The organism is Vibrio sp. D431a, from assembly GCF_030248655.1.
GTDB lineage: Bacteria > Pseudomonadota > Gammaproteobacteria > Enterobacterales > Vibrionaceae > Vibrio > Vibrio alginolyticus.
In genome coordinates this window covers 394001-408384 of record NZ_JAHGAP010000015.1, presented here as the reverse complement: position 1 = coordinate 408384, position 14384 = coordinate 394001, and the positions used below count along the sequence as shown (strand labels likewise).

Sequence of the window (14384 nt, the reverse complement as noted above, 5' to 3'; positions counted from 1 at the left end):
TCCTTTCAACGTATACACTTAAGTTAAAACCAGCCCATAACGAAATTGGTGTGGTTGGTTAAAACTTTCCAATCTCGCATTACTAAATACCGTTACGGGCTTCATCACTGCCGCAAAGAGCCGTATTGAGATATTTATTTACTCACAAGCAGAAGCGTGCTGGAGCAATGACATCCCAGCATCTAGCCCAGCCATTTGCGCATAGCGATAACCCGAAAACACGCCTTGCGGTGTAGCAATAACATCTATTGATATGGCGCTATCTAACGTTTTCACTTGTAACCCATGTTGTGGGCTGATCTCGAGAATTCTCCCCGCCTCAACACCGACTAAAGAAGTCTCCATTGCGCTTGCTTGCAAAACATTGGCGACACCACTTGGCAAGCTCAACATCGCACCACCGAAGTCATGATTGCCTGCTCGCACTAAGTTGACGATTTCGCGACTCGTTTGCACGTTCCAACGAATGTGCAGATCATGTTGGTTTACTGCTCGTGCTACTTCGTTGGGGTTTGATACTTGTTCACGCCAAACCAGCCCTTGCTTTTGTTGCGCGATGAGGAAGTCATACATCAGCTTAGCCGTCATTTGTGACGCTTTTTTCTGAGCACTGGTTAAGGTCTCAAACGGGTGAAATGGTACCTCTAACTCCATTCCTATAGCGCCGGAATCAGCCGATGCCTCAAGACGATGCAGGGTGAGGCTAAAGGTGTCTAAACCGTCTCTTAATTGCCAATAGAGAGGCATCGGGCCTCGATACTCGGGCAGCTTTCCCGGATGAATGTTGTACAAGTTTCCGTTGAAAAACTGACACAGCGAGGAATGAACTATGTGCCTGAACAAATAGATGACGCCATCCGTGACTCGCCAAGCATCGAGTTGCGCTATCAAAGCACTGCTATCATTGGCGGTATACTGAGCAATATGAATCGATTGAGCGCTCAGATAGCTCTGTAGCTGCTGTAAGTCTGGATTTAGTTCTCCTTCCGGTACTACCACGCCCGCCAATTTATGTTGTTGTGCCAACAACTGAATGATGGGCAAGGCGTAACAACTTCCTGTAAAAACGACGTATTTTTGCTGCATATCGAAATCATCCATGGGTGGCGACAAAACCTGGCAATCCGGTTAACTGATAATAGAAACTGACCTTATCCCCTCCCTTCGCTTCAAAGTAATGGTGTTCAACAGCTTTGGGCTTGGCATCCACATAAAAAGTCATGTCGGGATTAGGATGGGTAATACCAGAGTCGTATTGTCCGACCATCGCATCTCCGTAAGTATCGATATGGCTGTAAATGGCGAGGATACGTTTTGCCATATCTGGCACATCTTTCGGCAGCTCAATGGTGTTGCCTTGCAGCATTTTTATTCCACCATCTAGCTCAAAAATCTCGCTTCTGAGCAACATGGCTTTATTGACGTTAAGAATTTCTCCCAGATCAATTCGATCATCGATCGCTTCCGGCTGGCAATGGTTGGAATGTGCATACTCTGCTTTTTCCCATTGTTGATTAAATTCCGTCTCCCCGATGACCATCATGGCGCGCACAGATACCTGATTGGGGATCATTTCGCCTTGAATATGTAAATATTGAACCAAATGTTTCGCGATGCTGAGGAACCCTTCCCGACTAAAGCCATGCTGCATCGCTTCAAGTATCAGGAGATCAAACGTTTGAGTTGGCGAAAATTGGGTAGCATCTTCTTCCACTAAGGCTTCAATGTAGTCTGCGATATCGAGATCCGCGATCAATTGATTGAGTGCTTTAATGGCTCCGGGGTGAATATCTACTAGTGTCACCTGAAGCTGCTCTGCGCTAATTCGATCACTTTGTTTGTAGTGAGCAAGTAAAGGCAGCAGCAATGGTGCAAAGGGGCCGCAAGCTGGATAAAGCACTTTAACCTGTGACTTGTTGGCAAGCATATGTTGGATAGCTTTGTTTATACCACACGCAAAGCCTTTAATTCGGTACACATCTTTGATGGTGTGTTTACAGTTAAGTGGGGACATCACCAGCCCAGACGTGGAAATGTACTGTCGGGTCAGTTCCTCTTGAGTGAGTTTAGCCAGAGAAAGAGATTGGCAAGCGTTGCCATACATGCTCTGAAAGGCTTGCACCAGTGTTCGGTGCTCAACTTTCGTCTCCTTCAATACGAGCTCAACTGCCGCAGCGAAACTCTCTTTCAGTTGCCGTTGGCGTTCAGCCGTGCTGAGTTGGTTTGGGAGCATAGCCTCAAGTTGAGTCCGTAATGAGTACTTAAGCAGCTCATCCATTTCGGGTTCAGCAAAACCAAACTGTTGAGTTTGTTGCTGCACTTCTTCAACACCGACCGTCTCACGAGATTGAGGACGTTGCTGGTAGAATTCTATAGATGAGCCTTTTTGCATAATTCATGAACCTCACTTGCCGCTGTAGCAGTAGTTAATGATGTAACACACCTGTACTTGAGAAAAACATATGCCAGAGGTCCGCGTTACAATATCTCAGCTCCCGGCTCTAACTTCATAAACCGTACTGACAAAATTGGGCAGAAAAATTGAGATAAAAACAGTTCTAATCCTGTAAATTCAGAGAGTAGTAAATAGTTAGGGTAATAGGCCTTTCGATGTGATTCTTCTAAAGCAAGCGCTTGCCAATCCCCTCGATGGCAAGATCGTTTGACATATGGCAGCCACGCAGTCTCCTTAATAGAGGTAAGCGCGGCACTCAAGTGTGGTGTAATATGAAAGCCTTTTAACAGGCAGAAAAAGCCAATATCCATAGTATAAAGCCAACTATTTATAATATTGAAATTAAAATAATTTTTTCGGCAGTTATTTTGAAATTGCCGACATTTGATTTATAGACTAGAAAAAATCAGTTAGCCAGAATAGAGATCAAAAAAAACACTAAAAATAAGATTGTCAATTTATATCTCTAAAATTAAAGAATTTAATTTTTAAAGTTTAATGAAGTCCAATATAAGTTTAAGGTGTGCAATCTTTTAAAAGATATAAGTTTAAAGATATTTCAAAAAACTTATTAAGAAAAACATGAACTCACAAAAATAAATATCAAAATTATTAATAAAAAAACACCACTAATATAACAATGAATTAAGGTGGCTTGAAGATTAAAATGCCCATTTCATTTTCGTATATAACATTTTAACTACTAGTATTATATATGTGGTGAAATAAGATAAATTTATTCACTCAACATATCCAATCGATTCAGGTTTACTGGGAAAAGCTATACGTTACAACGGAGTGAAATATGGCAAATAGGGATGGAAGAATTCCACTCAACGTATTACGACTCAAAGAACTGAGAAAGAAATTAGGACTGAGCCAAGAAAAACTGGCGGAAGAATGCTTTCAACAGGGTTTTGTCGTATCTATTGCTTCTATAAAGCGAGCAGAGTCTGGGGCGAATGTGCTGTATCGTACCGCATCCAATCTCGCGGAATACTTTTCTGTCCCCGTAGAGGACCTTTTAATAGATCGGGCCTCAGAACCATTATTTACAAATGTATCTTCATCACCACCATATTTTTTTATTTTTGCAATCGAAGCAAAGTGTGATTTGACCGCAAAGGCTCTGCAAACCTTACTTCTCAGCCAAAACACTACACCCATAATACAAAACCGAACGTTTGTTCTTACTTGGTCTTTACAGGAATCGGACGAATATATTTTTGAGCGAATTCGACAACTAGCCCTTCAATTAAAGGTTGCTCTTTCGGCTTCGATTCGGTCTTTTATCAATGTGAAATACATGCATCGAATCACTGAGCTATCGGAACATCCAAATGCGATAACCCCAATCAATGAAATCCTAGTTAAAATCCCTTGGGGAGAAATAGCTGCTTGTCCTTGCTTTATCTCGTCCAATTGTGCCAGACCAATAAAACCTTTTCTAACAGGAGAGCCAGACTTCAACAACTGGCATTTTGTATCCTTACACCAAAACCATACTGATTGTTTCGTAGGGCGTAAACTTGAACTAGAAACATTGAATAGCGGAATCAAGCGATGGCAAAAACAAGAAGCAGGCCAAACGTATTGTATTACTGGTACCGCAGGGATAGGAAAGACCAGCCTACTCAACCAGGTCATTTCGTCTTTGAGTCGTTCTTCGTGTTTAACCACAGAGATTCAAATCCTGAATCATGGCAGTGCTGATCTCTTGTCCCCTCAAAATATATTCACTCGGGCAATTTGTTCATTTACTCGTGAAGATACCGATGATTCTATTCGTCAGCAGACTGTCGAGTCATCAATTCCCTCTTCTTTCCATCTCTGCCTTTATTGGTTAATGGGGGTAACACTCAACGAATCAGAAAAACAGCTGCTGAACTTAATGGAGTTCCAAACGCTGAAACAAACGATAGAGCAATCTATCCCTTTCTTAATTCAACAACGGCAGACCAGCAAACCGCATTTGATTATTGTTGAAGATGTCCATTGGGCCGACGAGGTAATGTTGGCATTTCTTGAGACACTGCTACCTTATATTACAAACACCAATATTTTACTCTTTCTGACGTTTAGGCAGCAAAAACGACTTAGTTCCAAACAATCTTGGTTTGCCAACGTGAATCTAATCGAACTTAGGGAGTTATCATCTGAAGAGTCTTACGAGTTAGCTTGCTCAATCACATGCCAACAGAATAAACATATCAATGACTGTATAAAGCTTGCGAAAGGCCATCCTCTATACTTGCGCCAAACACTACTTTGTTCTCAGTTTGATAAAGACGTTCCGGAGTCATTGGAACATTTAGTTTCGATACAATTAGCTCAACTTCCAGCCCAAGATCGCCAAGCACTCTGTACTGCATCTGTGTTGGGGCAGTACTTTCAACTGGAGCAACTGCGTGAAATCACTCGAATTCCCGGCTACGTACCAGATAAGTTAGTCGACGCTGGCTTAGTAAAACTCAATGGCGATCAATACCTTTTCCATCATGATTTGATTTGTAATGCTGTTTTCCGTCAAATAGACAAGTCACAGTGTTCAAAAATACACATGGCCTGCGCAAAATGGTATGAGAACCGAGATCGGTTCTTATATGCAGTCCATATCAATCATGCCAAGGGCGAAGGTGTATTTACTGTTCTTGACCAGACCGCCAAACATTACCTGAGCAATTATCAATTTGAAAAAGCACTGACTCTTATTGAATACGCTATTAAAGAGTCACCTAAAGCACAGATGGCGTATGCACTAAATATGAAAGGAAACTGCCTGTATTCGATGGGACGCATCAAAGAGAGTATTGAGGTTCTTGAGCAAGCGATTCATCACACAGAAAATGATTCTGAACGTGTTCAATACTATTTAGACCTCATTAACCCCTACCGTTTAACCGACAACTTTGTACAAGCGATGTCGATTTTAGACCAAGCCCAAGCCCTGTGCGAAAAGCTGACGTTAAATAAATCTTTGTGTGAAATTCACTCGATGAGAGGTAATATGCTGTTCCCCACTGGGCAGCTAGACGAATGTGAGAAAGAACATTTACTTGCATTAGATTACAGTCAACGAGCAAACTGTTTTCGCGCGAAAGCAAAATCGCTTGGCGGCCTCGGTGATTGTGCCTACGCACAAGGAAAAATGGCTCGCTCATACGAGCACTTAACCGAGTGTTTGCAACTGTGTGAAGAGCATCAGTTGCTTTCGATTGAAACTGCTAATCGCTACATGCTGGCAACAGTGATGATCTATCAACTGCAATCTGACGAAGCACTAAAACAGGCTCAGCATGCCTCGAATCTTGCCTATCTCACGGCAAACCGCCGAGCAGAAATTGTTTCTAGGCTTACGGCTGCATGGATCTTTCTCGACCGTAATGTCTTGGTGCAAGCTGAAAACGAAATCTCGACCGCTCTACAACTTTCAAAACAGCTTAATGCTCATCGATTTGTCGCTTTTCTTTTGGAGTCCAGTGCAAGATTGCACTGGTATCAGGGAAAAGAGGAGAAAGCCCTTTCGGACATCGACACGGCTCTAGATCTTGTTCATATCAATAAGCTACACAATTTTATTGGTCCTTGGCTCGTATCTACCAAGGCACTTATTTGTGGCGATGAATCAACGGCCCTCTCCGCTTTGCGCACTGGTGAGGCTTGGCTAGAATCTACCTGTGTTGGTCATAACTATTTACGCTTTTACCAACAAGGAATCCAAGTAGCGTGGCAGTATAAGCAGCCTACGCTACTTCGAAAATATCGCGATAAGCTGTCTAACTTCACCCAAGAAGATCCGCATCCATGGGGTGATTTTTATATTGAACAAGCGAATCTGATGCTTGCCTTACTCGACCAGTCCAGCTCCGTCTCTGAGTTGTTAAACTTCAATCAGGCCGCGCGTAAGCATCAACTGAATCAGGCTCAAATAAGTGTTGATGAGCTCGACCATTGGCTCTCCACATCTACTCAACCATGAAATATTCAATAAACGAAGAAAGTCGATTAATTGCACCGTCAAGTCATCGTGTTTACTCGATTTACCTCGTCAAACACAGATATTCGAAACCATCGAATATCTGTGTTTTGGCACAGTGTCATCGCTGATGAGATTTATGCTGGCGCAAGATCATTTTGCTCCACCTTAAAGTTCTCGATGCTAGGAACATGCTCAGGCAAAAGTAGAGTAACGCGTTGATTTGCTGCTTCAATCCATTTACCTGAACTATTTTTATATCGATAGAATGCCACGCCTGACTTCCAATCATCATTAAGTAGGAGGTTGAGCGTTACGTTATGAAGATCAGCTCCTAAAGGAGCAATGCCTAGATAAGGCTGGTAGCCCTGCAACGTCACCATGATATGACAATCACGCATCGTGCATTGATAGTTGAAACTACCATTGAGATCAGACACCACATTTAACGGTGGGTTAACTGCCTGAAAGATATGTCCTTTACCCACTATTGATTTGTCTTCGCTGGCCACGAGTAGATTAACATCGAAGCTCACTCCTCCAGGTAAGCCGTTACCAATTTGATAATGAGCAGTAAAAATTGCTTGTGATTCTTTTGAGTCCATTTTCATTGTGTTCTCCAACTGAATTTATTGTCGTTAGTGACCCATTCAATGTAGATAACACGTCATTCTGGTTCAGTATCAATTTAGGCTCAGATCTACTTGACTACATAAATTATCCACGGTCACGCAGATGCCGATCGTTCTTTTCATCAACCAGATATTGTTGCTCTCTCGCTGATGCTTTTGGCGATTTGTACAGAACAACTGATACCAAACTGATATGGTGAATGTATGCATTTGGTTTAATATTTGAACAACTATTCAATACATAAGCCAAATGGAAAAAATAATGGAACATGAATGGATGCAGGGAACTAAAGAAAACCAAGTGGTAGAACAGCACCCTAACCCTCAAATACAACGCCTCGCTGTACTTAGCGCGTACTCAATCTCAGTCAATAATGCCAAACTGTTTATTCAGAAAATGGATAAGTGCGGTTTTCCTAAAGAACGATTACTGACACCTCTTGAAAACACGGTTTCACCGGTTCCCGGTTTGAACCAATATCAAGTCGAGTCACTCATCTTCAATACTCGCTATCAACACCAACCCTTTGTCATTGTCATGTGCGAAAGTACGCAAGAAGTTCAGCAAGCCTATCTAACAGCAACTCAATTCAATCTCCCGATTCGTGTTCGCTCAGGAGGGCATGATCACGCAGGTGAATGCAGTGGTGACAACGTCATTTTGATTGACGTGAGCAGAATTAAGACCTTCCAATTGTGTGACAATATTGCCACCATTGGTGCTGGCTATCGCTTCTATCAACTGACACCAAAACTTGCAGAGCATGATCGAATGATTGCACATGGAACCTGTGCCACAGTTGGGTTGACTGGCTATATTCAAGGCGGAGGATGGGGCCCTTGGACGCGAAAATACGGCATGTGTTGTGAGCACCTAGTGAGTGCAACCGTGGTATTGGGTGATGGTACGATCACAGAAGTCTCAGCAGAGTCCAACCCTCACCTATTTTGGGCACTAAGAGGCGGCGGAGGCATGAGCTATGGCATTGTTACCGAGCTACGCGTAAAAACATTCCCTTTACCCAAAGAGATCCACCGCTTCGAGCTTCAGTGGAACCTCTATCCAAAAATCAACGGTATGCTTCAGCCAATACCAACGCACCCTACCATAGATGTGCTAAAAAATTGGGAGCAGGCTATAAAAAGCCTCGATACGCCTAAACTTCTTGGCACCAACTTGCAAATTGATGCTCTGCCTGAATCATCTAACCACTGTGATATTGAAACCATCAGCCATCACTGCACCATGTATGGCTACTGGGAAGGAACAGAACAAGATCTTCACCAATTTATAGCCGTTCAATTTGGCGCTTGCTTCCCTGATTTAGTTCAAGTCTATGAAGCACATGGCACTGACTTTGACGGGAAGAAATACGATCACTCCCTGATGAGCACATGGGGGCGCGATTCTTTGTGTCAAAACGGTTCTCCTTTCCCTCCCGATTATGACGCCCCAGCACCTCACAAAATCACTTCGCGATTGGTGTCAGAGCGAGGTCTTAAACCAGAAGGCTATACTGCACTTTTGCAAAGCTTAACTTCACCTTTGATAAAGCCAGAAAACCGCGATCAAGGGCTATTTAGTTACGTAACCTTAGGGGCGATCACTGGCGGTTTTTATCATCACTCAGACGACCTTGAAGACATATCTTTCCCCTACCGCCAGTGTCAATATACAGTCCAATACCAAACCTGGTGGAATGAAGAGATAAAGCAAAAACTAGAACTACAAAATAACCCAGTACTTGTTGATGTAAACAGAGCCATGGACTGGATTGATAAAGCCAGAGAAGCTGATATACCGGGAACCTATGGTGCCTTCATCAGCTTTAAAGATCCGGCAATTCCGACAAGCGTTTATTTTGATCGAAGCTACCGCGACTTAATCGGTATAAAAGAAAAATATGCTAAGGATAAGTTTAATCACCTTAGAACTAATAAGACCATCATTTAACATCAATATGCATCTTAAAAAGCATATATTAACAGAACGTCATTTGGCCGTTCTATCACGTATAGAAATTAAAAAAGAGGAAAAATTATGACAACTAAGGGTTCATTTTACGTTAAAAATAACTCCAACGATAAAATCACCGGATATGTGAGATTTAAAGACTCTCCGGAAATGGAGGTTCATTTCGACTTGAATATTGGCGAACAATCTGAATCTGCTAGTTTTGAATCCGGTGCCGCTACCCATGACTCCTGGTATTACAGTTTCAAAAAGGCAGGTAAAACCTATACTGGGGACAAGTCCTGTGCATACTATGCAAAAGATGAAAATAAAGGCCCCGTCGTTGTAGAAATCTTTAATGATAATTTAAAAATATCTCCACCACTTAGCGGTTCTTGTGAGAAAACTTTATAGCTGCTCACCTGATTCATCACTTCGCCCGAGACAGTTGCACAACTTCTCGGGCAGTTTCATTTCTCGGTATTTGGATTGAAGACTCTCCCCATTTTCAATCACAATCTGAAATTGTTAACTTTATGTTCTCACTTTATATCACCACTGCAAGATAATCGAATAAATACAAATCACTTTTAAAATAAACTTTAAATCTAGAGTAACCAAGATTGAAAAAATAAATATATTATTAATTTCTAAGATCAAAGAGTTTTACTTAATACATCACTTTTTATTTTAACTCTATCAACTGATACTAAACTGCTACTGACGTTTTTTGATTGAATGCTTAACTTAATAGCATGCGCTTATCTCAATGGCTAAAACCATTACTAAAGCGCAATTCATCTATATCCACGTAATCTCTAAGCATTTGATTCAGAGGGTTTCTTGGATATTCATCATTCAAGATAAACAACGGAAAGCATGGCTATGTGTACAGATGTTAATATCAATTATGGTTGCAACAACCAAACCTTATCCGCTAGAACCATGGAGTTTGCAGTTAACCTTCAGACCGAGATTTGGTTTAGAGCCCAACAAACTTACCAAATTACGACCTTTACTTCCGACGGAAAAGCCGACCGTGTTTTCAATGGTCAGCCGCCAAAACGTCACAGTAAAGAATGTGAGTTTCGAGCAAATTGGCAGGGAGAGTTGAGCTTCATACACTGCAATGCCATTACCCGGTATAATAACCCTCTTTTAACAGCTGATGGCATTAATGAATCTGGCCTTTCTGTTGGGTCACTGTACTTGCCCATTCTCAATCAAAATGTATCGACCTCTCACATCCCTGATGATGCCTTTGCATTAGGCAGCGGCCTGTTTGGTACTTTTATCTTGTCTACGTTTAATACTGTGGACGAGATGGTGACCTACTTCACCACCCACCCCGTTTACGTGTTTAACTCGACTATTTCAACTGGTGAAACAGAGAGTGACAACATGGCTTTGGACCAGCATTTCGTGATTCACGATGCAAATAATGACAGTGCCGTCATTGAGTTTCTTAACGGTAATATGCATATCTATCGAGCATTCAAAGAAAGCGATATGTTCAGCAAAGAGGAAAATCAGCAAGCACGCTATCAATGTACCGAATACGACTTTGATGATTATAAAGTGGTTGTGGACCACTCCTACGTTGGAGTAATGACTAACTGCCCAAATTACCATTGGCATGTCAATCACCTCTCTTATTTTTCCAATTTGCGCAACTACAACCCAGAACCGAACAATGAAGCAACCATGCAACGTCATGTCCAAGTGCCTGGCCCACTTCAATCAATCAATGGCGCTGGCTTGATGGGTCTACCCGCCGACCCAACACCGCCGTCTCGATTTGTACAAACCTATGCAATTAAGCAGTTAAGCGAACAACCAACTAACTTCGACGAAGCCTTCTCACTCGGACAAAAGCTACTTAATCGCGTTGATATACCTTTGGGCATCATGGCGAATGAGTTTGAGACATCCGATAACCCTGAAGTCTTTTTTAGTGATATTACCCAATGGAGCGTTATTAGACATAACAGTCATCAATCACCCGCGTTCTATCTGCGTACTTACGGAGACATGACTTGGCGAGTCGCTAATGTCAAAGACTATATTGGGTCAAATAGAGACTGTCAGATTTCAAGCGTTTTACAGCTCATGCCTGTTACAACATCATTACCGTTTGAACAAGTCGAATCTCGACCAACTATTAAAATCGCTTAGAGTTAATTTTGAAGCGCAAACAAATGAGAAGCAAAAAGCCAGAGTAAGAAATCAATCTCACTCTGGCTCATAGCTGCATATAGTATAGTTTTATCTGCTATAGATATAACGTATGGTTGCTTTTACACTTGTTACATTCAGTCGATTTACTCTTTACCGAACACGTTGTTCTCTTGTTCTTGAACGCGGATGAATGTAGTACGCTTGGTTAGCTCTTTAAGCTTTGCTGCACCCACGTATGTACAAGTTGAGCGAACGCCGCCAAGGATGTCTTGAATAGTGCCGTGAACGCTACCACGGTATGGCAATAATATGGTTTTACCTTCGGCCGCACGGTAGCCAGCGACACCACCTGAGTGCTTGTCCATCGCGCTCTTCGACGACATGCCATAGAATTTCATGAACTTCTCGCCGTCTTTCTCGATCACTTCGCCGCCTGACTCTTCGTGACCCGCTAGCATCCCACCTAGCATTACGAAATCCGCGCCACCACCGAATGCTTTCGCTACGTCACCCGCACAAGAACAGCCACCGTCACCGACGATCATGCCACCAAGGCCGTGCGCTGCATCACCACACTCGATGATTGCAGAAAGCTGCGGGTAACCAACACCCGTTTTTACACGAGTTGTACATACAGAGCCTGGGCCGATACCCACTTTAACGATGTCTGCACCAGCTAGGATTAGCTCTTCACACATATCACCAGTAACCACGTTGCCTGCAGAAATGACCTTGTCTGGGAACTCAGCTCGCACGCGTTCAACATACTCGACCAAATGCTCTGAGTAACCATTTGCAATGTCGATACAAATGAAAATAAATTCATCTGAAAGTGCCATGATGTCTTTGGTTTTTTGGAAGTCTGCGTCAGATGTCCCTGTAGACACCATAACGTTATTCATGGTTACTTTATCTGCTGATTTAGCAAACTCAGCCCAATCTTCTACCGTGTAATGTTTGTGAACAGCGGTCATTACACCATGCTCAGCCAGGGCTTTAGCCATTGCAAAGCTACCAACCGAATCCATGTTTGCTGCGATTACTGGCACACCAGACCATTGACGACCACTATGCTTGAATGTAAAATCGCGGGTTAAATTTACTTGAGAACGGCTCTTAAGGGTAGAACGTTTCGGGCGAAACAGTACATCTTTAAAACCTAACTTAAGTTCTTGTTCGATACGCATTGTGTAATTCCTTGATTCATATGTATATGTGTCATCTCAGAGTGCGTAGTGATTTCGTTGGCAGACGAGTTCACTGTTCTTCGGACACAAAAAAACCGGAGCGTTGGCAGACGCTCCGGTTTTCAGCATTATAGGCTGTGATTTATTTCCTACAAGTCTGATATTTGAATTTTTTTTGTGATACCATCTTGATAATCGCATATCAAAAACACTCCTCAAGTCGTTATTTTTTCTCATTATTTATAATTATCAACAACTTAAGAAAACGTTTAAGTTAACCTCTTGCGCAAACCTTTGCGTCATCCCTTTAAAATGAAAACGCATCACCTCTCAAATCTGCCTAAAACTCAATCACCTAATACTAAGATGCCCTGCTAATTCGAAAAAAGTACTCAAAAAAATCGACGAATTTTCTCAGCAATGCATGAAATCTAATTAAACTCGATAGAGCTCTTGGGTGATAGCGGTACGAAGAGTGCTAACGACATCACTTGCCAAAAGACCAATTTGACCATGCTGACTCACGTTTATATCGGCAGCATGACTGTGAAGTACCACACCTAAACGTGCGGCAACAGAAATTGGTAAACCTTTGGCTAGTAATGCACCAATGACTCCAGATAACACATCTCCCATTCCCCCCGTCGCCATTCCGGCGTTACCCGCTAGACAGACGTACATTCTCGTTCCATCGTAAACAAGCGTCCCCGCGCCTTTTAAAACCACTACACCGCCATAACGCTCTTGCAGTTGTCTTGCAGCAGAGTATCGGTCACTTTCTATTTGTTGAATGGTTACATTTAGTAGTCGAGCTGCCTCTCCAGGATGCGGCGTGATCACTCGATGGTTGTCGCACACCAGAGTGCCATCGCATCGCTGGCTCAGCATCGCTAGAATATTGAGGCCATCAGCATCAACAACTTTAGGTTTCTGCTCTTGAGCCAGATATTGATAGGCTTGATAAGCCCACTCATCATCTCCAAAGCCAGGACCAAACACGAATACGTCAGCCCAGCGAATGCGTTTAGTTAAGTCGTTCTCAGTATCCCTGAGTAAGTCAGCGGTGATGCTCTGGCTCATTACTTCTGGGCAACCAACCTGCAGTGGAATAAGGCTACTCGTGTGAGTAATTGCGGCAGTTAAACCCGCTCCGGCTCTAATCGCAGCGGAGGAACATAAACGAATCGCTCCAGACATCCCTTGATTGCCACCAACACAAAGCAACTTCCCGTTGTCACCTTTATGGACCGTTGGATTTGGCTTGGGCATTAATCTTGAAACAACCTGATGATCAATACCTAATGCACTTTCTACTTCGATAGTATCAAACTTAGTATTGACGCCTAAACCACAAAAGTAGAGCTCGCCAACTCGATCTCTCGCTTGTCCAGTGCATAAGCCTTGCTTAACCCCAATGAAGGTTACAGTATGCTCGGCACGAATAGCATCACCTAAAACTGCACCTGTATTAGCACACAGACCAGAAGGAACGTCGACTGCAATCACAGGGGTATGAATTTGATTAATTTGGTCAATATAGCGACGATACTCCGAACGAACCTCACCGCTTAAACCAGTGCCTAACATGGCATCGATGATCACATCTGCTTCTAGCAATGCGGTATTCCATTCATCCCAATCATTGTTAACACCGTCGATTGACTGCCAGTCTTGGTATGCGCGCAAAGCATCACCTTTTAGCACAGATACATCACCAATTTGGAAAACATGTACATTGAGTTGAGCTTGTTTCGCAAGAGATGCAAATACGTAACCATCGCCACCGTTATTCCCTTTACCGCAAATCACTAAGATATTTTTTGATTTAGGATACAGATGTAAAAAGCGCTCATACACGGCCATACCAGCGCGTTGCATTAAGCTATACATAGAAACACCAGCCATTTGCGCAGCCAGCGTTTCACCGTTTTTTACTTGCTCTGCGGTGTAGAGTTTTAGAGCGAGATTAAAGTCCATATTCACGTTCTACGCATTGGGAAAC

Annotated in this window: 9 protein-coding genes; 4 read left to right on the top strand and 5 right to left on the bottom strand. The window is 42.7% G+C overall.

The genetic code is table 11. From position 1 onward, the window contains the following. Positions 1 to 138 precede the first annotated feature (138 nt). Both KJB35_RS14860 and KJB35_RS14855 read right to left on the bottom strand, forming a co-directional pair. Entirely contained in the window at positions 139 to 1086 is a 948-nt protein-coding gene (locus KJB35_RS14860; protein ID WP_246535126.1) for a formyltransferase family protein, read from the bottom strand. A 7-nt stretch (positions 1087 to 1093) separates the two neighbouring features. Continuing rightward, on the bottom strand, positions 1094 to 2392 hold the full coding sequence (locus tag KJB35_RS14855) for a hypothetical protein (RefSeq protein WP_182038394.1): 1299 nt from the start codon (positions 2390 to 2392) through the stop codon (positions 1094 to 1096). An 868-nt stretch (positions 2393 to 3260) separates the two neighbouring features. Here KJB35_RS14855 and KJB35_RS14850 point away from each other — a divergent pair. Next, positions 3261 to 6434, top strand: coding sequence for an AAA family ATPase (locus KJB35_RS14850; RefSeq protein ID WP_017819913.1), 3174 nt, complete (start codon positions 3261 to 3263; stop codon positions 6432 to 6434). Positions 6435 to 6568: 134 nt separating this feature from the next. Here KJB35_RS14850 and KJB35_RS14845 read toward each other — a convergent pair whose 3' ends face one another. After that, entirely contained in the window at positions 6569 to 7042 is a 474-nt protein-coding gene (locus KJB35_RS14845) for a DUF1842 domain-containing protein (RefSeq protein WP_005373450.1), read from the bottom strand. Between the two features lie 283 nt (positions 7043 to 7325). On the opposite strand from KJB35_RS14845, the gene KJB35_RS14840 reads away from it, so the two are divergent. The 3 genes from KJB35_RS14840 to KJB35_RS14830 all read left to right on the top strand — a co-directional run bounded on the left by KJB35_RS14840 (position 7326) and on the right by KJB35_RS14830 (position 11192). Next, positions 7326 to 9017, top strand: coding sequence for an FAD-binding oxidoreductase (locus tag KJB35_RS14840; protein ID WP_005373452.1), 1692 nt, complete (start codon positions 7326 to 7328; stop codon positions 9015 to 9017). Between the two features lie 87 nt (positions 9018 to 9104). Then, a complete protein-coding gene (locus tag KJB35_RS14835; protein WP_005373454.1) occupies positions 9105 to 9431 on the top strand; it encodes a hypothetical protein in 327 nt (108 codons plus the stop codon). A gap of 471 nt (positions 9432 to 9902) precedes the next feature. Next, positions 9903 to 11192 (top strand): linear amide C-N hydrolase, encoded by a 1290-nt coding sequence (locus tag KJB35_RS14830; protein ID WP_285357118.1) that lies wholly within the window; start codon positions 9903 to 9905, stop codon positions 11190 to 11192. Positions 11193 to 11338: 146 nt separating this feature from the next. On the opposite strand, the gene KJB35_RS14825 is transcribed toward KJB35_RS14830, so the two are convergent. Both KJB35_RS14825 and KJB35_RS14820 read right to left on the bottom strand, forming a co-directional pair. Then, positions 11339 to 12382, bottom strand: a complete 1044-nt coding sequence (locus tag KJB35_RS14825; RefSeq protein WP_206946570.1) for a GMP reductase — start codon at positions 12380 to 12382, stop codon at positions 11339 to 11341. 435 nt (positions 12383 to 12817) lie between these two features. Beyond that, entirely contained in the window at positions 12818 to 14359 is a 1542-nt protein-coding gene (locus tag KJB35_RS14820; RefSeq protein ID WP_064369352.1) for a bifunctional ADP-dependent NAD(P)H-hydrate dehydratase/NAD(P)H-hydrate epimerase, read from the bottom strand. Positions 14360 to 14384: the final 25 nt, after the last annotated feature.